Source organism: Magnetospirillum sp. ME-1 (assembly GCF_002105535.1).
Lineage (GTDB): Bacteria > Pseudomonadota > Alphaproteobacteria > Rhodospirillales > Magnetospirillaceae > Phaeospirillum.
This window is the reverse complement of the sequence record NZ_CP015848.1, coordinates 3,587,258-3,604,384: the sequence shown is the minus strand read 5'-3', so window position 1 is coordinate 3,604,384 and position 17,127 is coordinate 3,587,258. Positions and strand designations below refer to the sequence as shown.

The following is a 17,127-nucleotide window of genomic DNA, read 5'->3' as shown; positions in this document are numbered from 1 at the left end:
TTGACGGAGCGGCCCCACCCGTCTACTCAGTCTCCCAAATCCATCACGCCCAAGCGGAGAGCCCCCATGGCCTCGTACCAGTACGTCTATGTCATGAAGAACCTGACCAAGGCCTATCCCGGCGGGAAGGAGATCATGAAGGGGCTGACCTTGAGCTTCCTGCCCGGCGCCAAGATCGGCGTGCTGGGCGTCAACGGCGCCGGCAAGTCGACCCTCTTGAAGATCATGGCCGGCATCGACAAGGAATACGGCGGCGAGGCCTGGGCGGCCGAAGGGGTCAAGATCGGCTATCTGGCGCAGGAGCCCCATCTGGACCCCGCCAAGGACGTCATGGGCAACGTCATGGAGGCGGTGGCCGAGACCAAGGCCCTGCTGGATCGCTTCGACGAGGTCTCCGCCAAGTTCGCCGAGGAGCTCAGCGACGACGAGATGAACGCCGCCATCGCCGAGCAGGGCGAACTGCAGGAAAAGATCGACCATCTCAACGCCTGGGACCTGACCCGCACCATCGAGATCGCCATGGACGCGCTGCGCTGCCCGCCCGGCGATGCCGACGTCACCACCCTGTCGGGCGGCGAGCGCCGCCGCGTGGCGCTGTGCCGCCTCTTGCTGTCGCATCCCGACATGCTGCTGCTGGACGAGCCCACCAACCACCTGGACGCCGAATCGGTGGCCTGGCTCGAGCGCTTCCTGCGCGACTATTCCGGCACCGTGGTGATGATCACCCACGACCGCTACTTCCTGGACAACGTCACCGGCTGGATCCTGGAGCTGGAGCGCGGCCACGGCATCCCCTACGAGGGCAACTACACCAGCTGGCTGGAGCAGAAGGGCAAGCGCCTGGAGCAGGAGGAGCGGGAAGAGACCGCCCGCATGCGCGCCATCCGCGACGAGCTGGAATGGGTGCGGTCGTCCCCTAAGGCCCGCCAGACCAAGTCCAAGGCCCGTATCAGCGCCTTCGAGGATCTGGTGGCCAAGTCCCAGGAAAAGGCCACCGGCCCCGCCGTCATCTCCATCCCGCCGGGCCCGCGTCTGGGCGGCAAGGTGATCGAGGCCGAGAACGTGTCCAAGGCCTTCGGCGACAACCTGCTCTATGAGAACCTGAACTTCCGCCTGCCCCCCGGCGGCATCGTCGGCATCATCGGCCCCAACGGCGCCGGCAAGACCACCCTGTTCCGCATGATCACCGGCCAGGAAAAGCCCACCACCGGCAGCTTCACCGTGGGCGAGACCGTGGTGCTGGGCTATGTGGACCAGAGCCGCGATTCGCTGGACCCGGACAAGACGGTGTTCGAGGAAATCTCCGACGGCCAGGAGGAAATCGATCTCGGCAAGCGCAAGATCAACTCGCGCGCCTATGCCGGCCTGTTCAACTTCAAGGGCGCCGATCAGCAGAAGAAGGTGGGCGTGCTGTCGGGCGGCGAACGCAACCGCGTCCATCTGGCCAAGATGCTGTCCCGTCCCGCCAACGTCATCCTGCTGGACGAACCCACCAACGACCTGGACGTTGAAACCCTGTCGGCGCTGGAAGACGCCCTGGCCGAATTCCCCGGCTGCGCCGTGGTGATCAGCCACGACCGCTTCTTCCTGGACCGCATCGCCACCCACATCCTGGCCTTCGAGGGCGATTCCGAGGTGGTGTGGTTCGAGGGCAACTACCAGGATTACGAAGCCGACCGTCACCGCCGCCTCGGCACCGACGCCGACCAGCCGCACCGCATCAAGTACAAGCCGCTGAAGCGCTAGGACCGACCCGCATGTCGAAGCACACGGTCGTCGCCGCCGCCTGCGCCCTGCTCCTGGCGGCGGGGACCGGCGCCTGGTTCCTGGCGGGCCGCGCGCCGGCCGGCGGAGGCGATGAACTGGCGGCGGTGCCGGGCGACGGCCTGGTCACCTTCGCCCGCATCCAGACCGAGATGAACCGCGCCGGCGCGGGCAAGCCCGCTTTGCCCGCCGACCCCAACGCCGACAAGCTGGAAGCCATCGGCGGTGCTTTGCGTGAATTCCTGGCCGGCAACACGGTCAAGGCGTCCAACATGCTCGACGAGATCGATTCCGAGATCGACCTTCGGGTGCCCACCGACGAGCAGGTGGAAGCGGACCCCCTGCTGGCCGACAAGGAGGAATGGCTGATCAGCTATTTCGAATTGCTGCCCGACGCCCCCCAGGGCAAGGGCGTCAAGGCCGACACCTACGTCTTCATCCGCTACGCGCTGACCCTGCGCAAGGTCGAGGCGGTGCTGCTGGCCGAGACCATGCCGTCCACCAAGGGCTACGATCTGGTGGCCCGCAAGACCGAGCCCGAGCCTTCGGTGTTCGACGGCATGAACCTGCGCTTTCCCTGCCGGATCGTGGTCAGCCACCGCGCGCTGCTGGAAGAGACCGCCCGGCGCCTGGGACCGCTCGCCGGCGGGCCGCTGACCGATTGCCCCACGCCCAAGGGCCGCGAAGCCGACTTCAACCATCTGGAACGCATCGCCCGCGACCCGGCGGCGGCCCTCACCTCGTCGGCCAACGGCCACGGCCCGCTGCCGCGCGATCTCAAGACCCCGCTGATGACCGCCGCCGCCAAGGGCAGCCTGGCCGACATCACCAAGGCCATGAACGCCGGCGCCGATCCCCACCGGGCCGACGCGCGGGGCCGCACCGCCCTTCACTACCTGCTGGGCAACCAGACCTTGCCGCCCGCCGACCGGGCCCAGGCGGTGAAACTGCTATACTGACGGCCCCCCGCCCTTGAAGCGCTCCGGTCCCACCCCAAAGTCTTGAAGGGAGAGACCTGAGACTCCGACCTCGAGGGAGGGTGCCCATGATCGTCAAAACCATCCTGAAGACCAAGGCCCGCGGCGCGGGCATCGTTTCCGTCACCCCCGACGCCAGCGTCGGCGACGCCGCCCGCCTGCTGTCCCAACACAAGATCGGCGCCGTGCTGGTCATGAACGGCGACCGGGTGGCCGGCATCCTGTCCGAACGCGACATCGTGCGCGGGCTGGCCGATGCGGTGGACGTCTGCATCACCGCCAAGGTCCGGGACCTGATGACCACCGAGGTCTTCGTCTGCCACGAGGACGACACCGTCGAGCGGCTGATGGAAATCATGACCGCCAAGCGCATCCGTCACCTGCCGGTGGTCGACGCCAACGGCGACGTGGCCGGCATGGTCACCATCGGCGACGTGGTGAAGTCCCGCCTGGACGAGACCAAGATGGAGGCGGAATCCCTGCGCGATTACGTGATGGCGGGACGCTGAGAAGAGGAATTCACCCCTCCCCGCCTCAAGCGGGGAGGTTCACGCATGCCGGCGGCTCAGCTAGCGCAGTTGCCACTCGGGCGCCGGGCCGCTGGACAGCCCGAAGCGGAAATGGGGGCACTCGCCGTCGCGGTCCTCGTGACCATCCAGCCGGGCGGACGTGTTGCAGCACCGGTCCAGCGCGAAATATCGGCAGGCGTTGCAGCGGATGGCGATGTAGGGCCGGTCCGGAAGGGCCGTGGTGGCAAGCATGTACGTAGTTCCCCCAGTGATGCCCGATGATTTACCGGAACCTTTGGCCCGGCTCAATCAGGTTCACACCCTAAAAGGGCGCAATTTCACAGGCTTATACCTTTGCGCCGCGAAAGTTTCTGTGAAGCCGGTCACACCTCTCAGGCCGCGGCGGTAATTCCCTTTGGATCGCCATGGCTCTTGCGCCGCCGGAAAGGGCGTGTACCCTTGATCCGGGCCGATCACGAGCGGGAGGAAACGGTGGGCACCATCTACGTGGCCAGGAGCAAGGGGCTGCAATCCTGGGGGGCCGATGTGGGCCTGGGAAAGAATCTCTACGCCATCGGCTATGTGGAGGACGGCACGCCGGAACAGGTCCTGGCCGCCGGACTGGCGGGCGAGAAGGACTGGGCGGTGGTCAAGGCCCAGGACGCCGCCGAAGGCGTCGACGAGGCTGGCCTGCTGGAACGCCTGGGACGCAAGGAAAAGCTGGTGGACCCCACCTATTACCCCCGCATCCGCGGCGCGCGCGGCCTGGTGAAGGTGGACCCGGCCAAGGTGGAGAATTCGATCCGTATCCGAAAGGCCCTGGAAACCGGCCAGGAGCCCAAGGAGATCAAGGTCAAGCCGGCCGACATCGCCCAGTACCTGATCAACAACGCCCTGGGATAGGCTACCGCACCCTTTCCCGGATATGGGCGAGCAGTCCGGCCGAGCCGGCCTCGATCATGTCCAGCACCCGCTCGAAGCCATCGCCCGCCCCGTAATAGGGGTCGGGAACGTCCTGCAGGCCCAGTTGCGGCGCAAACGACAGGAACAGCGCCAGCCGCCCGTGATATTCGGGCGGACAGGCCCGGCGCATGATCTCCAGATGGCCGCGGTCCATGGCCAGCAGCAGGTCGAACTCGGCGAAATCACTCTTCTTCAGGGCGCGCGCCCGCAGGTCCTTCAACTCGTAGCCCCGCTTGCGCGCCGCCTCGGTGGAACGGCGGTCCGGCGGTTCGCCCACGTGGTAGGCGTGGGTTCCGGCGGAATCCACGCCTACCCGCCCGGCCAGCCCCTCGGCGGCCACCAGGGCGCGGAACACCCCGTCGGCGGTGGGCGAACGGCAGATGTTGCCGGTGCAGACGAACAGAACCTTGACCATGGAGCGCTTCCTGCCGTTTCGTTGACCGGCACTATGATACCAGAGTCCGGTGAGCATGGCTCATCGGGATCTGGTTAGGCCCAAGGGGCCGCGCGCCTTATGGCGCGGAAGCCAAGCGCGGGACGCGCGCCCGGCGCTTGAGGGGCATTGGAACGAAGGAACGCGTCATGGCTGGAAAGGACAGCATCGTCATTCTGACCGGCGCCGGGATTTCCAAGGAATCCGGCCTGGACACCTTCCGCGACAAGGACGGCATCTGGTCCAAGGTGCGGCTGGAAGACGTGGCCACGCCCGACGGCTTCCGCCGCGATCCCGCCCGCGTCCAGGCCTTCTACAACACAAGGCGGCGCAATCTGGTGGAAGGCGACATCCGGCCCAACGCCGCCCATCTGGCCCTGGCGCGCCTCGAGCGGGAATGGCCGGGCGAGGTGCTGGTGGTCACCCAGAACATCGACGACCTGCACGAGCGGGCCGGGACGGAAAACCTGATCCACATGCATGGCGAACTGCTGAAGATCCGCTGCGGCAAATGCGCCCGCCCCTTCGCCTGGAGCGAGGACCTGGCGGTGGACGCCAAATGTCCCGACTGCCACCGGACCGGCAGTTTGCGCCCCCACGTGGTGTGGTTCGGCGAAATGCCGCTTCACATGGACCGCATCTTCGACGCCTTGGCCCGCTGCGCGCTGTTCGTCTCCATCGGCACGTCGGGGCACGTCTACCCCGCCGCCGGCTTCGTCCAGACAGTGGCCAATCAGGGCCGCGCCCATACGATCGAGCTTAATCTGGAACCATCCGAAGGGGCGTCGCTCTTCCGTGAAACCCGCATGGGCCCTGCCTCTCAGCTGGTGCCCGCTTTTGTGGAAGAGCTGCTGTCACGCTAACCGCTCTTGACTCTGGGCGCGATATCAGTAGCCATACGCCCTGATGTCTAAGGGGGACACCTGATATGACGGCCCATGGCGGAGACGGAAAGTCCCGCAACGTCGCCGGCCTGATGCTCGCCGCCGTCGGGGTGGTGTTCGGCGACATCGGTACCAGCCCGCTCTACGCCATGAAGGAAACCTTCAGCGGCCCGCACGCGGTCGCCATGGACAAGGGCAACATCCTGGGCGTGCTGTCCCTGGTGTTCTGGGCCATCACCATCATCGTCTCGTTCAAGTACGTGGTCATCATCATGCGGGCCGACAACCGGGGTGAGGGCGGTTCGCTGGCCCTGCTGGCCCTGGTCAGCCACGCCGCCGAGAGCAACCGCCGCCTGTCCATCATGGTCAGCGCGCTGGGCATCTTCGCCGCCGCCCTGTTCTACGGCGATTCCATCATCACCCCGGCCATTTCCGTGCTGTCGGCGGTGGAAGGCCTGCAGGTGGCTGCGCCGCACCTGGGGCAATGGGTGGTGCCGCTGACCCTTTGCATCCTGTTCGTGCTGTTCGCCATCCAAAGCCACGGCACCGACCTGGTGGGCAAGATGTTCGGCCCCGTGATGCTGGTGTGGTTCCTGACGCTGGCCATCTTAGGGATCCGCAACCTGTCGCACGCCCCCAGCGTGCTGGCGGCGCTGTCGCCCCATTACGCCATCTCGTTCCTGTTCCGCGAGGGCTGGCACGCCTTCCTGGCGCTGGGCTCGGTGGTGCTGGCGGTGACCGGCGCCGAGGCGCTTTACACCGACATGGGGCATTTCGGCCGCCTGCCCATCCGGCTGGCCTGGTACATCCTGGTGCTGCCGGCCCTGATCCTGAACTATTTCGGCCAGGGCGCCCTGCTGATCGCCCAGCCCGAGGCCATCGCCAACCCGTTCTTCAACCTGGCGCCCGCCCATCTGGCCCTGCCGCTGGTGATCCTGGCCACCATGGCGACGGTGATCGCCAGCCAAGCGGTGATCTCCGGCGCGTTTTCGGTGACCCGCCAGGCCATCCAACTGGGCTTCCTGCCGCGCATGGAGATCATCCACACCTCGGAAGAGGAGATGGGCCAGATCTACCTGCCCTTCGTGAACTGGCTGCTGATGGCCATGGTCATGGCCCTGGTGGTGGGCTTCAAGACCTCGTCCAATCTGGCCGCCGCCTACGGCGTGGCGGTGACCGGCACCATGGTCATCGACGCCCTGCTGGTGGGCACGGTGATGCTGCTGATCTGGAAGTGGAATCCGCGCAAGGTGAAGTGGCTGATCGGCGGGTTCCTGGTGGTGGACCTGGCCTTCTTCCTGGCCAATTCCATCAAGATTCCCGATGGCGGCTGGTTCCCGCTGGTGGTGGGCGGCCTGCTGTTCACCCTGCTGACCACCTGGAAGGACGGCCGCCGGCGCCTGCTGGCCCGCCTGAAGGCCGACGCCCTGCCGGTCGAGGATTTCCTGGCCTCGCTGTCGGACCGGGTGCCGCGCGTGCCGGGCACCGCCGTGTTCCTGACCGGCACCTCGGAAGGCGTGCCCATCGCCCTGCTCCACAACATGAAGCACAACAAGATCGTCCACGAGCGCGTCGTGCTGCTGACCGTGCTGGTGGAGGAAGTGCCCTTCGTCCCCGAGGAGCAGCGCCTGGAAAACCGCCTGCTGGCCCCCAATTTCCACCGGTTGTTCCTGCGCTACGGCTTCATGGAGAGCCCCAACGTGCCCAAGGCGCTGGCCCATGCCCGCACCGACCAGCTGGGCTTCTTCTACGAGCCCATGTCGGTGTCCTATTTCGTCTCGCGCGAGACCCTGGTCCCCACCGAGAAGAAGGGCTTCGAGGGCCTGCGCGAAACCCTGTTCGGCACCCTTTCGCGCATGGCCACCAGCGCCATGGACTTCTTCCACCTGCCCAGCAACCGCGTGGTTGAGCTGGGCAGCCAGATCGAGTTGTAGCCATGGAACCGGCCGCGACGGAAAAAACAGATGTAAAGCGCATGGGCGCCCTGACCCTGGCGGCCATCGGCGTCGTCTACGGCGATATCGGCACCAGCCCGCTCTACACCCTGAAGGAATGCTTCGATCCCGATCACGGCATCCCGTCCACCCCCGACAACGTCATCGGCATCGCCTCGCTGGTGTTCTGGGCCATCCTCCTGGTGGTCACGGCCAAATACGTCCTGTTCGTCATGCGCGCCGACAACCGGGGCGAGGGCGGCATCCTGTCGCTGCTGGCGCTGGCGGTGCGCGCCACCGGCGGCGACCGCGGACTGGTCGGCCCCATGGTCGGGCTGGGCCTGTTCGGCGCCGCCCTGTTCATCGGCGACGGCATGATCACCCCGGCCATCTCGGTGCTGTCGGCGGTCGAGGGCCTGGAGGTGGGAACGCCGTTCTTCGCCCCCTTCGTGGTGCCCATCACCCTGGCCGTGCTGGTCGGCCTGTTCGCCATCCAGAGCCGGGGCACCGAAACGGTGGGTCGGCTGTTCGGCCCGGTGATGGTGGTGTGGTTCATCACCCTGGCCGTCCTGGGAATCGCCCAGATCGTCGAGCACCCCTACATCCTGAAGGCCATGAACCCGGCCTACGGCGCCGTCTTCCTGGCCACCCACGGCTGGATCGCCTTCATCGTGCTGGGCTCGGTGGTGCTGGCGGTGACGGGCGCCGAGGCGCTTTACGCCGACATGGGCCATTTCGGCAAGCGCCCCATCCAGCTGGCGTGGTTCATCCTGGTACTGCCGGCGCTGGCGCTGAACTATTTCGGCCAGGCCGCCCTGATCCTGGAAGACCCGGCGGCGGCCAAGAATCCGTTCTATCTGCTGGTCCCCGACTGGGGGCTCTATCCCATGGTGATCCTGGCGACCATGGCGACCATCATCGCCAGCCAGGCGGTGATCTCGGGGGTGTTCTCGCTGTCGCGCCAGGCGGTGCAGCTGGGCTATTCGCCGCGGCTGGACATCCGCCACACCTCGGACGAGGAAGAGGGCCAGATCTACATTCCGCGCGCCAACTGGGGCCTGCTGCTGGGAATCTTCGCCCTGGTGATCGGCTTCAAGAGCTCGAGCAATCTCGCCGCCGCCTACGGCATCGCGGTGACCGGCACCATGGCGGCCACCACCATCCTGGCGCTGGTGGTGGCGCACCGCAGCTGGAACTGGCCGCTGTGGTTGTGCGTGGTGCTGGGGGTGGCGTTCCTGTCCATCGATATCGGCTTCCTCAGCGCCAACCTGCTGAAGGTCGCCCAGGGCGGCTGGTTCCCGCTGGCGGTGGGCTTCGGCATGCTGCTGCTGATGGCCACCTGGCGCAAGGGGCGCGAAATCCTGTCGCGCCGCCTGGCCGATGGGGCCATGCCGCTGGACATGTTCATGGCCCAGCAGAAGGAGTCCAGCAACATCCTCAGGGTGCGCGGCACCGCCGTGTTCATGACGGGGGGCACCGACACGGTGCCCATCGCCCTGCTGCACAACCTGAAGCACAACAAGGTGCTGCACCAGCGGGTGGTGTTCCTGACCGTCATCACCGAGGACATCCCCCGCGTCTCGGCCCGCGACCGTCTGGTGGTGGAGGGCCTTGCCGAGGGCTTCTACCGCATCACGGTGCGCTACGGCTTCTTCCAGGAGCCGGACATCCCCAAGGTGCTGCGCCTGTGCAAGGCCTTCGGCCTGGAATTCGAGATGATGGACACCTCGTTCTTCCTGGGCCGCGAGACCCTGGTGCCGTCCACCCATCCCGAGATGCCGGAATGGCGCGAACGCCTGTTCGTCATCATGAGCCGCAACGCCGTGGCCGCCACCGACTTCTTCCGCATCCCGGCGGGCCGCGTGGTGGAGCTGGGCATCCAGGTCCAGCTGTAGCGGCATATTGTCATCCCGAGGCGCAGCCGAGGGATCTTTCAGCCTGAGGCGCACCCGCTCTCGCCTGAAAGACCCTTCGACGTCGTCTCAGGGTGACAGGACGCGACTCAGGCCACGGCTTCGACCTTGCCGTCCAGATCCATGATCAGCAGTTCCACCGCCAGACCGGGATGCCTGGCGCCGATCTGAGCGCCCAGCGCCTTCAGCTTGGCGGCGTGCGAGGCGGTTTCGGTCGCCTTGTCCTTCACCGCGTCGGCACCGAGGAACACCTTGTAGGCGCCGCAATCGCGGTGATCCATGACGATCACCTTCTTGATCTGATGCAGGTCGATGGCGACCTGGACGTGATCCCAGAAGGTCTGGCCCCACGAGACGTTCTTGTCCTGAAGCACGCCCAGCGAGGCGCCGGCCAGCACCACATGATCGTATTTGTCGGTCATGTTGCGGCCGCCCATGTAGCGGACGATATCGTCCATCAGGCGGTAATCCATGCACGACAGCAGCAGGGCGTCGGTGCCGCCGGCGGCCAGGCTGATCTCGGGCCTGAAGCCGACCCACAGGGCGGCTCCCGCCCCCAGCGCGAACTTGACGAAGCCCCGGCGCGACAGGTCTTTCAGCGCATCGCTACAGCATTGGGACATGTTGGCGTTTCCTTCCCGTTTGTCGCTCCCGGCGAGGGCCGCCGGGAGGAGCCGCTTATGTGCGACGGGAAAGCTTAGTCCAAACGTATGGGGCAGGAAAAGGGGCCTGTTTCAGATGATCTTGGCCTCGCCATCGCCGGAAAACACCCCCGAGACGCCCGACAGGTAGGAGCGCATGGACCGGCGGTCCAGCAGCTTGTCCTGGGCGGCGGGCGGCAGGTCGGTGAAGGCGATCACCCGCTTTTCCACCAGCACCGCCACCAGATCCTCGACCACGCGGATGAAGGCCAGGTCCGAGGCCAGGAAGCGGGCGGAATTGCGCTCGCCCCCGGTATCGCGGAACAGAAAGTCCAGAACATCGGGATGGCTGGCCGGCAGATTTTCGGCGGCAGCCTCGCTGGCCTGCTCGAAAAGCCCGACCACACGGCCCTGCCCGTCGCGGCTGACATAAGGCATATCGTCGTTCCCTGACCTTGACCGGATCGCCCCAGGCTACCGCAACGGCGCGCCCGGGTCGCCGGCAAAATACCTATTCGAAAGATAGGGTCACAGAACGATTCAAAGCGTGGGCGGACACCGGACGAACGGCATGCTCAACTCGACGATGGCATGGGATGCCGCGTGGGGATGGGCACGGGAGATCGAGGAGAGGCAGCATGCGCACCTTGGCCTGGTCCGAACACTTCGCGTTGGGGCACGAGCGGATCGACCGCGAGCACCGCCGCCTGATCGAGCTTGCCGCCCGCATCGAGGTGGAGGCGGAAAAGGCCGCCCGGGTCGAGAACATCCTGCCGCTTTGCCACGATTTCTTCCGGCTGCTGGTGTCGCACTGCTTCTACGAGGAGCAATTGCTGCGCAGGCTGCCCCGCGACCGCTTCGGCCCCCATGTGGACGAGCATTGCCGCGGCCACGCCCGCCTGATCAAACAGGCCCAGACGGTACTGGCCGGACAGTTGCCCACCGGCTATGAAAGCCTTCCGGCCTTCCTCGGCGCCTATTTCGAGCTGATGCACGACCTGCTGGTGGACGATACCGAGCTGGTCGGCTCGCTGATCCGCGAGGGCTACCACCACCTCGGCCCGCAGGATGCCAAGCCGGTCTGGTTCGGCTGCCCCGACGCGCCCCCGGTTTGACATCCCGGCCCCCAAGGTGTAGCCATCGGGCATGGCTCCACCTCCCCTCCTCGCCCTTCGCGACGTTCGTCTGACCTTCGGCGGCAAGCCGCTGTTCGAGGGCGTCACCACCTGGATCGCCAAGGGCGACAAGACCTGCCTGGTCGGCCGCAACGGCTCGGGCAAGTCCACCCTGCTCAAGGTTCTGGCCGGCGAGATCGCGCCCGATTCCGGCGAACGCTTCGTCCAGCCCGGCACCACCATCGCCGTGCTGCCCCAGGACCCCATCATCCTGGCGCCCACCATCGCCGATTACGTGGCCCAGGGCCTGCGCCCCGACGAGCGCGACCAGATGTACCGGGTCGAGGCGGTCCTCGACGCCATGGGCATGGACGGCGACCGCGACCCGGTGGTGCTGTCGGGTGGCGAAGGCCGCCGCGCCGCTTTGGCCCGCGCCCTGGTGGGCCAGCCCGACGCCCTGCTGCTGGACGAGCCCACCAACCATCTGGACCTGCCCACCATCCTGTGGCTGGAGGAATGGCTGTCCGCCTATGGCGGCGCCCTGGTGATGATCAGCCACGACCGCCGTTTCCTGGAAACCGTGTCGAAACAGACCCTGTGGCTGGAGCGGGGCCAGGTGCGCCGCGCCGAATTCGGCTTCGAGAAATTCCCCGCCTGGCAGGACGAGGTCTTCGCCGCCGAGGAGGCGGAACTGGCCCGCATGGACACCCGCATGCGCCAGGAGCTGCACTGGCTGGCCCGGGGCGTCACGGCGCGCCGCAAGCGCAACATGGGCCGCTTGCGCGCCCTGCAGGGCCTGCGCTCGGAACGGGCCGAACGCAAGTCCCAGGTGCTGGCCGCCGGCCGCCAGGTCAATCTGGCCACGGATTCGGGCGAGCTGTCCGGCCGGCTGGTGATCGAGGCGGAAAACGTCAGCAAGTCGTTCGGCGACAAGCGCATCTGCCAGGACTTCTCCACCCGCATCCTCAGGGGCGACCGGGTCGGGCTGATCGGCCCCAACGGTGCCGGCAAGACCACGCTTTTGCGCATGCTGACCGGCGAACTGGCCCCCGACGGTGGCGTGGTGCGTCTGGGCACCAATCTGGAGACCGCCTATTTCGACCAGCGCCGCGCCGCGCTCGATCCCGACAAGAGCGTGTGGGACACGCTGACCGACGGACGCGGCGACAATGTCTGGGTGCGGGGCACGCCCCAGCACGTGGTCGGCTACATGAAGGACTTCCTGTTCTCGGAAGCCCAGGCCCGCACGCCGGTCCGCGCCCTGTCGGGCGGCGAACGGAACCGCCTGCTGCTGGCCAAGCTGCTGGCCAAGCCGTCCAACCTCTTGATCCTGGACGAGCCCACCAACGATCTCGACATGGACACCCTGGACCTGCTGGAAGAGGTGCTGGCCGATTACGACGGCACCCTGCTGGTGGTCAGCCACGACCGCGACTTCCTCGACCGGCTGGTGACCAGCGTCATCGCCGTGGAGGGCGATGCCGAGGTGGCCGAGTATGTGGGCGGCTATTCCGATTACCTGCGCCAGCGCCCGGTCAAGGCGGAAAAGGCGGCGCCCAAGCCGCCGTCCAAGCCCCAGGCCCCGCCTAAGCCGCAAAGCGCCCGCACGCGCCTGTCCTACAACGAACAGCGCGAACTGGACCAGCTGCCCGGCCGCATCGACACGCTGACGGCGGAGATCGCCAAGCTGGAAAGCGATCTGGCCGACCCCAACCTCTACGCCAAGGACGCCGCCCGCTTCCAAAAACTGGCCGCCCGCGCCGAGGCGGCAAGGTCCGAACTGGACGAGGCGGAAGTGCGCTGGCTGGAACTGGAGGCCAAGCGCGAAGAGGCGGCGGGGAAGTGAGCCATTCACCACTCCGTTTTCCTGGCATCCCGAGCGAAGCCGAGGGATCTCCGCCTGTGCCGACGGAGCCGACCGGAAAAAGCCGTGCCAGGACGAGATCCCTCCTCCCGATGGTCGTCGGGATGACAAGGACGCAGACGCCATGACCGCGCCCAACCGCCTGTCCCCCCTGGAATGGGCGTCGGCCACCCTGGTCGTCACCATCTGGGGGCTCAATTTCGTGGCGGTGAAGACGGCACTGGGCACGTTGCCGCCCTTCCTGCTGACCGCGCTGCGCTTCGCCTGCACCGCCTTGGTCCTGGCGCCGTTCTTTAGGCCCGGCCGCGCCCTTCTGCCCGGCATCCTCTTGCTCGCCCTACTGCTGGGAGTCGGGCATTTCGGCCTGATGTTCTTCGGCGTGGCGGGCATGGACGCCGCCACCGCCGCCATCGTCATCGAGCTGTCCATCCCCTTTTCCGCCATCCTGGCCTGGGCCTTCTTCGGCGAGGTGCTGGGGCTGGGGCGCGGCCTGGGCCTGGCGGTGTCCTTCGTCGGCGTCGCCCTGCTGGCGGGTGAGCCCCACCTGCCCCGGATAGCCCCCTTCGTCGCCGTGGTGGCCTCGGGCCTGGCCTGGGCGCTGGCCAATGTGGTGATCAAGCGCCTAGGCCCCGTCAATCCCCTGGCGCTGAACGGCTGGATGGCCCTGCTGGCCGCACCCATGCTGCTGGCCCTGTCGCTGGCCACCGAAAGCGGCCAGATGGAGGCCATGGCCGCCACCGGGATCAAGGGCTGGAGCGGCGTGGCCTACACCGTCATCGGCTCGACCCTGATCGCCTATACCCTGTGGTACAAGCTGATCGCCCGGCACTCCATCAACCGGGTGGTGCCCTTCACCCTGCTGGGGCCGGTGGTCGGGCTGGCCGGCGGCGTTCTGCTGCTGGGCGAGCCGCTGACCTGGCACAAGCTGGTGGGCGGGGCGCTGACCGTTCTCGGCGTCGCCGTGGTGGAATTGCTGCCCGGCCGCGCCATCCACCGCGCCGACGAACCGGAGCCCGGAACATGACCGTCATCGCCCGCCCCTCGCCCAATTTCGAGCCGCGCCCCGCCGGGGCCCAAATCGACACGCTGGTGCTGCACTACACCGGCATGGAAAGCGGCGAGGCCGCCCTGGCGCGGCTGTGCGACGCGCAGGCCAAGGTCAGCGCCCATTACGTCATCGAGGAGGACGGGCGCGTCTTCGCCCTGGTGGCGGAAGAGATGCGGGCCTGGCATGCCGGTGCCTCGTCGTGGCGGGGCGAGGCCGACGTCAATTCCCGCTCCATCGGCATCGAGCTGGTCAATCCCGGCCACGAATTCGGCTACCGCGCCTTTCCGGCCGCGCAGATCGAGGCGCTGATCCGCCTGTCCCGCGAGATCCTGGCCCGCCACCCCATTGCGCCCCGCAACGTGGTGGGGCATTCCGACGTGGCGCCGACCCGCAAGCAGGACCCGGGCGAGTTGTTCCCGTGGCAAGACCTGGCCGAGCGTCACGGCATCGGCCTGTGGCCGTGCGGCGAGCCCACGCCCCTGCCGCCCGAGCATGTTCTGCTGTCGGGCCTGTCCCACGTGGGCTACGACATCCACGACCCCAAGGCGGCGCTCACCGCCTTCCAGCGCCATTTCCGGCCCTGGAAGGTGGACGGGCTGATCGACGAGGAAAGCGTCGGCCGCCTGCGCTCGCTTCTGCGGATCGTGCGCTAGGCGCCCTTCTGGATTTTAAAGGTGTAGACGCCGTTGTCCTGCTCCTGGCTGAGCAGGGTGTTGCCGGTCTGGCGGCAGAAGGCGTCGAAATCGGCGACCGAACCCGGATCGGTGGCGATCACCTCCAGCACCGCCCCGGCCGACAGATCCTTGATCGCCTTCTTGGCGCGCAGAATGGGCAGCGGGCAGTTGAGGCCCTTCACGTCCAGAACGGTGTTCGACATCCGCATCCTCCCTCGCATGGTTCTAGCGGTTCCGACCGCCTCTCTGATATCAGGCTACACTAATATTCAATCCTGTCCCAGTCCATTGATGCCGCCCGCTCGGCGGTGATAGCCTGGACACCGTTGAATGGAGAGTGCCGTTGTCCGAGATTCCGCTCACCACCCTTGTCGGCACGGCCACCTTCGCGGTGGGCGCGGTCTTCGGCTGGACGGCCAGGGCCAGCGAGTTCTGCACCATGGGGGCCTTGTCCGATCTGGTGTTCATGGGTGATCGCCGGCGGCTGCGCGCCTGGGTGCTGGCCATGGCGGTGGCCATGCTGGGATCGCAGGCGCTGCAGGCGGCCGGGCTGGTCGACCTGGGCAAGTCCATCTATCTCGGCGGCTCCATCGCCTGGGCCGGGGCCATCCTGGGCGGCCTGATGTTCGGCTACGGCATGACCCTGGCGGGCGGCTGCGGCTCCAAGACCCTGGTGCGCCTGGGCGGCGGCAACCTCAAGTCCCTGGTGGTCGCCCTGATGATCGGGCTGTTCGCCACCATGACGCTGAAGGGTCTGCTGGCGGTCGAGCGCATCGCCATCGAGCAGACTACCAACCTCGCCCCCGCCCGGCTGGGCCTCGCCGACCAGAGCCTGCCCGCCCTGCTGTCCACCCTGGGGCTGGAGCGGACGGCCGCCCGTCTGGCCTGCGTCACCATCCTGGCCGGCGGCGCCCTGGCCTGGTGCCTGAGGGACGGCGCCTTCCGGGCGTCGCGCCGCATGCTGGCCGGGGCCGTAATCATCGGAGCCGCCATTCCCGCCGGCTGGGCCATCACCGGCATTCTGGGCGCCGACGAGTTCGATCCCGTGGCCCTGGCCTCGTTCTCGTTCATCGCCCCCATGGGCGACGGGCTGATCTATCTGATGACCTATACCGGCTCGACCATCAATTTCGGCATTGCCGCGGTGGGCGGCGTCATCGTCGGATCCCACCTCTCGGCCCGCCTGAGCCGCACCTTCATGCTGGAGAGTTTCACCGACAAGGCCGACATGCTCCGCCATCTGGCCGGCGGCGCCCTGATGGGAACCGGCGGCGTGCTGGCCATGGGCTGCACCATCGGCCAGGGGCTGACCGGCCTTTCCACCCTGTCCATGACCTCGTTCCTGGCGCTGGCCGCCATCGTCGCCGGAGGCGTGTGGGGGCTGAAAAGCCTCGAGGAAGGCGGCCCGCTCGCCGGGCTGAAGACGCTGCTGGGTTTTCGCATATAATAGAATATTGATATATTCGGTTGCGCCCTTTCGCTCGCCTCCGCTACCATGAAAGAAAAAAGTCCGGGGAGGGGGAGGAGACGACAGTGGACACCACCACGCGAGTAAACCGCCGCGCCGTGCTGGCCGGAACCGCCATGGCCGCCGCCTCGGCGGGCCTGGGCTTTCCCGCGCCGGCGGCCGCGCAGGAGGCGGACGAGTTGGCCCGCAAGCTGATGGGCCCCTTCAAGGCCAGGGACGGCAAGGTCAGGCTGAAGATGCGCGACGTGGCCGCCAGCGGCGCCAACGAGCCCATCACCGTAACGGTGGACTCGCCCATGACCGCCGCCGATCACGTCAAGGCCATCCACGTCCTGGCGGAAGGCAATCCCTATCCGGTGGTGTCGTCCTGGTACCTGACGCCGCGCTCGGGCCGCGCCGAGGTCAGTTTCCGCATGCGCCTGGCCAAGACCCAGACGGTACGGGCCTATGCGGTAACCTCGGACGGCGAGGTGTGGATCGCCCGCCAGGAGGTCACCGTCACCATCGGCGGCTGTGGAGGCTGAGGGCAATGGCCAATTCAGATCGCGTCAAGGTCCGCATCCCGGCCAAGGCCAAGAAGGGCGAGATCATCGAGATCAAGACCCAGATCAGCCACGACATGGAAACCGGACTGCGCAAGGACGGGGCCGGCAAGACCATTCCCCGGCGCATCATCAACCGCTTCACCTGCACCTGGAACAACGAGCCGGTGATCAGCGCCGACTGGCATCAGGCGGTCTCGGCCAACCCGTTCGCCAGCTTCTTCGCAGTGGCAACCTCCAGCGGCAAGATCAAGTTGACCTGGTTCGACGAAACCGGCGAAAGCTTCGAGTACGCTCACGACATTCTCGTCGAATAGAAGCACCCCCTCGCCGTAGGTAATATTACATATATTCTTGAACGTTTTGCATTTGCACCAATCCGTCACGATTTATGGATT

Annotated in this window: 19 protein-coding genes; 14 read left to right on the top strand and 5 right to left on the bottom strand. The window is 66.9% G+C overall.

What is annotated here, in order from left to right:
- The first annotated feature begins 66 nt into the window (after positions 1 to 66).
- The 3 genes from ettA to WV31_RS16930 all read left to right on the top strand — a co-directional run bounded on the left by ettA (position 67) and on the right by WV31_RS16930 (position 3,250).
- A complete protein-coding gene (gene ettA, locus WV31_RS16940; RefSeq protein WP_085374674.1) occupies positions 67 to 1,746 on the top strand; it encodes an energy-dependent translational throttle protein EttA in 1,680 nt (559 codons plus the stop codon).
- A gap of 11 nt (positions 1,747 to 1,757) precedes the next feature.
- A complete protein-coding gene (locus WV31_RS16935) occupies positions 1,758 to 2,723 on the top strand; it encodes an ankyrin repeat domain-containing protein (protein WP_085374673.1) in 966 nt (321 codons plus the stop codon).
- Positions 2,724 to 2,809: 86 nt separating this feature from the next.
- A complete protein-coding gene (locus WV31_RS16930; protein ID WP_085374672.1) occupies positions 2,810 to 3,250 on the top strand; it encodes a CBS domain-containing protein in 441 nt (146 codons plus the stop codon).
- Between the two features lie 60 nt (positions 3,251 to 3,310).
- Here the strand turns inward: WV31_RS16930 and WV31_RS16925 are convergent, their stop codons facing one another.
- Positions 3,311 to 3,502: a hypothetical protein gene (locus tag WV31_RS16925; protein WP_068432561.1), complete on the bottom strand. Its 192-nt coding sequence runs from the start codon at positions 3,500 to 3,502 to the stop codon at positions 3,311 to 3,313.
- A 207-nt stretch (positions 3,503 to 3,709) separates the two neighbouring features.
- Here WV31_RS16925 and WV31_RS16920 point away from each other — a divergent pair, with 207 nt between their 5' ends.
- Positions 3,710 to 4,153 carry a hypothetical protein gene (locus tag WV31_RS16920; protein ID WP_237051341.1) on the top strand — a complete coding sequence of 148 codons (444 nt, stop codon included), beginning with the start codon at positions 3,710 to 3,712 and terminating at the stop codon, positions 4,151 to 4,153.
- A 1-nt stretch (position 4,154) separates the two neighbouring features.
- Here WV31_RS16920 and WV31_RS16915 read toward each other — a convergent pair whose 3' ends face one another.
- Positions 4,155 to 4,628 (bottom strand): low molecular weight protein-tyrosine-phosphatase, encoded by a 474-nt coding sequence (locus WV31_RS16915; protein ID WP_085374671.1) that lies wholly within the window; start codon positions 4,626 to 4,628, stop codon positions 4,155 to 4,157.
- Positions 4,629 to 4,795: 167 nt separating this feature from the next.
- Between WV31_RS16915 and cobB the strand changes: the two genes are divergently transcribed.
- The 3 genes from cobB (at position 4,796) to WV31_RS16900 (ending at position 9,359) form a co-directional block, all read left to right on the top strand.
- Positions 4,796 to 5,509 carry a Sir2 family NAD+-dependent deacetylase gene (gene cobB / locus WV31_RS16910; protein ID WP_085374670.1) on the top strand — a complete coding sequence of 238 codons (714 nt, stop codon included), beginning with the start codon at positions 4,796 to 4,798 and terminating at the stop codon, positions 5,507 to 5,509.
- Positions 5,510 to 5,574: 65 nt separating this feature from the next.
- A complete protein-coding gene (locus WV31_RS16905) occupies positions 5,575 to 7,464 on the top strand; it encodes a potassium transporter Kup (protein WP_085374669.1) in 1,890 nt (629 codons plus the stop codon).
- A gap of 41 nt (positions 7,465 to 7,505) precedes the next feature.
- The gene (locus tag WV31_RS16900) at positions 7,506 to 9,359 is read left to right on the top strand and encodes a potassium transporter Kup (RefSeq protein WP_442915479.1); all 1,854 of its coding nucleotides are present in this window, start codon (positions 7,506 to 7,508) and stop codon (positions 9,357 to 9,359) included.
- Between the two features lie 107 nt (positions 9,360 to 9,466).
- Here the strand turns inward: WV31_RS16900 and WV31_RS16895 are convergent, their stop codons facing one another.
- Positions 9,467 to 10,000, bottom strand: coding sequence for a carbonic anhydrase (locus WV31_RS16895; protein WP_085374667.1), 534 nt, complete (start codon positions 9,998 to 10,000; stop codon positions 9,467 to 9,469).
- A gap of 111 nt (positions 10,001 to 10,111) precedes the next feature.
- Positions 10,112 to 10,456 carry a hypothetical protein gene (locus tag WV31_RS16890; RefSeq protein ID WP_085374666.1) on the bottom strand — a complete coding sequence of 115 codons (345 nt, stop codon included), beginning with the start codon at positions 10,454 to 10,456 and terminating at the stop codon, positions 10,112 to 10,114.
- Between the two features lie 200 nt (positions 10,457 to 10,656).
- Between WV31_RS16890 and WV31_RS16885 the strand changes: the two genes are divergently transcribed.
- The 4 genes from WV31_RS16885 to WV31_RS16870 all read left to right on the top strand — a co-directional run bounded on the left by WV31_RS16885 (position 10,657) and on the right by WV31_RS16870 (position 14,698).
- Positions 10,657 to 11,133: a hypothetical protein gene (locus tag WV31_RS16885; RefSeq protein ID WP_085374665.1), complete on the top strand. Its 477-nt coding sequence runs from the start codon at positions 10,657 to 10,659 to the stop codon at positions 11,131 to 11,133.
- Between the two features lie 31 nt (positions 11,134 to 11,164).
- Positions 11,165 to 12,979: an ATP-binding cassette domain-containing protein gene (locus WV31_RS16880; RefSeq protein ID WP_085374664.1), complete on the top strand. Its 1,815-nt coding sequence runs from the start codon at positions 11,165 to 11,167 to the stop codon at positions 12,977 to 12,979.
- A gap of 142 nt (positions 12,980 to 13,121) precedes the next feature.
- Positions 13,122 to 14,021, top strand: a complete 900-nt coding sequence (locus WV31_RS16875) for a DMT family transporter (protein ID WP_085374663.1) — start codon at positions 13,122 to 13,124, stop codon at positions 14,019 to 14,021.
- The gene (locus WV31_RS16870; protein ID WP_085374662.1) at positions 14,018 to 14,698 is read left to right on the top strand and encodes an N-acetylmuramoyl-L-alanine amidase; all 681 of its coding nucleotides are present in this window, start codon (positions 14,018 to 14,020) and stop codon (positions 14,696 to 14,698) included. The genes WV31_RS16875 and WV31_RS16870 overlap by 4 nt, the downstream gene beginning before the upstream one ends.
- Here the strand turns inward: WV31_RS16870 and WV31_RS16865 are convergent.
- Complete coding sequence (locus tag WV31_RS16865) at positions 14,695 to 14,922, bottom strand: sulfurtransferase TusA family protein (protein WP_068432537.1); 228 nt, start codon at positions 14,920 to 14,922, stop codon at positions 14,695 to 14,697. The genes WV31_RS16870 and WV31_RS16865 overlap by 4 nt on opposite strands.
- A gap of 134 nt (positions 14,923 to 15,056) precedes the next feature.
- On the opposite strand from WV31_RS16865, the gene WV31_RS16860 reads away from it, so the two are divergent.
- The 3 genes from WV31_RS16860 to soxZ all read left to right on the top strand — a co-directional run bounded on the left by WV31_RS16860 (position 15,057) and on the right by soxZ (position 17,046).
- Positions 15,057 to 16,166: a YeeE/YedE family protein gene (locus WV31_RS16860; RefSeq protein ID WP_237051340.1), complete on the top strand. Its 1,110-nt coding sequence runs from the start codon at positions 15,057 to 15,059 to the stop codon at positions 16,164 to 16,166.
- Positions 16,167 to 16,252: 86 nt separating this feature from the next.
- Positions 16,253 to 16,711 (top strand): thiosulfate oxidation carrier protein SoxY, encoded by a 459-nt coding sequence (locus tag WV31_RS16855; RefSeq protein ID WP_237051339.1) that lies wholly within the window; start codon positions 16,253 to 16,255, stop codon positions 16,709 to 16,711.
- A gap of 5 nt (positions 16,712 to 16,716) precedes the next feature.
- On the top strand, positions 16,717 to 17,046 hold the full coding sequence (gene soxZ, locus WV31_RS16850) for a thiosulfate oxidation carrier complex protein SoxZ (protein ID WP_085374660.1): 330 nt from the start codon (positions 16,717 to 16,719) through the stop codon (positions 17,044 to 17,046).
- The last annotated feature ends 81 nt before the right edge of the window (positions 17,047 to 17,127 follow it).

What these genes read in the sequence shown, in the direction of transcription:
- WV31_RS16870 (WP_085374662.1), top strand. Translation starts at nt 14,018, where the DNA reads ATGACCGTCATCGCCCGCCCCTCGCCCAATTTCGAGCCGCGCCCCGCC.
- WV31_RS16935 (WP_085374673.1), top strand. Translation starts at nt 1,758, where the DNA reads ATGTCGAAGCACACGGTCGTCGCCGCCGCCTGCGCCCTGCTCCTGGCG.
- WV31_RS16930 (WP_085374672.1), top strand. Translation starts at nt 2,810, where the DNA reads ATGATCGTCAAAACCATCCTGAAGACCAAGGCCCGCGGCGCGGGCATC.
- cobB (WP_085374670.1), top strand. Translation starts at nt 4,796, where the DNA reads ATGGCTGGAAAGGACAGCATCGTCATTCTGACCGGCGCCGGGATTTCC.
- WV31_RS16905 (WP_085374669.1), top strand. Translation starts at nt 5,575, where the DNA reads ATGACGGCCCATGGCGGAGACGGAAAGTCCCGCAACGTCGCCGGCCTG.
- ettA (WP_085374674.1), top strand. Translation starts at nt 67, where the DNA reads ATGGCCTCGTACCAGTACGTCTATGTCATGAAGAACCTGACCAAGGCC.
- WV31_RS16900 (WP_442915479.1), top strand. Translation starts at nt 7,506, where the DNA reads ATGGGCGCCCTGACCCTGGCGGCCATCGGCGTCGTCTACGGCGATATC.
- soxZ (WP_085374660.1), top strand. Translation starts at nt 16,717, where the DNA reads ATGGCCAATTCAGATCGCGTCAAGGTCCGCATCCCGGCCAAGGCCAAG.
- WV31_RS16880 (WP_085374664.1), top strand. Translation starts at nt 11,165, where the DNA reads ATGGCTCCACCTCCCCTCCTCGCCCTTCGCGACGTTCGTCTGACCTTC.
- WV31_RS16915 (WP_085374671.1), bottom strand. Translation starts at nt 4,628, where the DNA reads ATGGTCAAGGTTCTGTTCGTCTGCACCGGCAACATCTGCCGTTCGCCC.
- WV31_RS16875 (WP_085374663.1), top strand. Translation starts at nt 13,122, where the DNA reads ATGACCGCGCCCAACCGCCTGTCCCCCCTGGAATGGGCGTCGGCCACC.
- WV31_RS16885 (WP_085374665.1), top strand. Translation starts at nt 10,657, where the DNA reads ATGCGCACCTTGGCCTGGTCCGAACACTTCGCGTTGGGGCACGAGCGG.
- WV31_RS16890 (WP_085374666.1), bottom strand. Translation starts at nt 10,456, where the DNA reads ATGCCTTATGTCAGCCGCGACGGGCAGGGCCGTGTGGTCGGGCTTTTC.
- WV31_RS16865 (WP_068432537.1), bottom strand. Translation starts at nt 14,922, where the DNA reads ATGTCGAACACCGTTCTGGACGTGAAGGGCCTCAACTGCCCGCTGCCC.
- WV31_RS16895 (WP_085374667.1), bottom strand. Translation starts at nt 10,000, where the DNA reads ATGTCCCAATGCTGTAGCGATGCGCTGAAAGACCTGTCGCGCCGGGGC.
- WV31_RS16925 (WP_068432561.1), bottom strand. Translation starts at nt 3,502, where the DNA reads ATGCTTGCCACCACGGCCCTTCCGGACCGGCCCTACATCGCCATCCGC.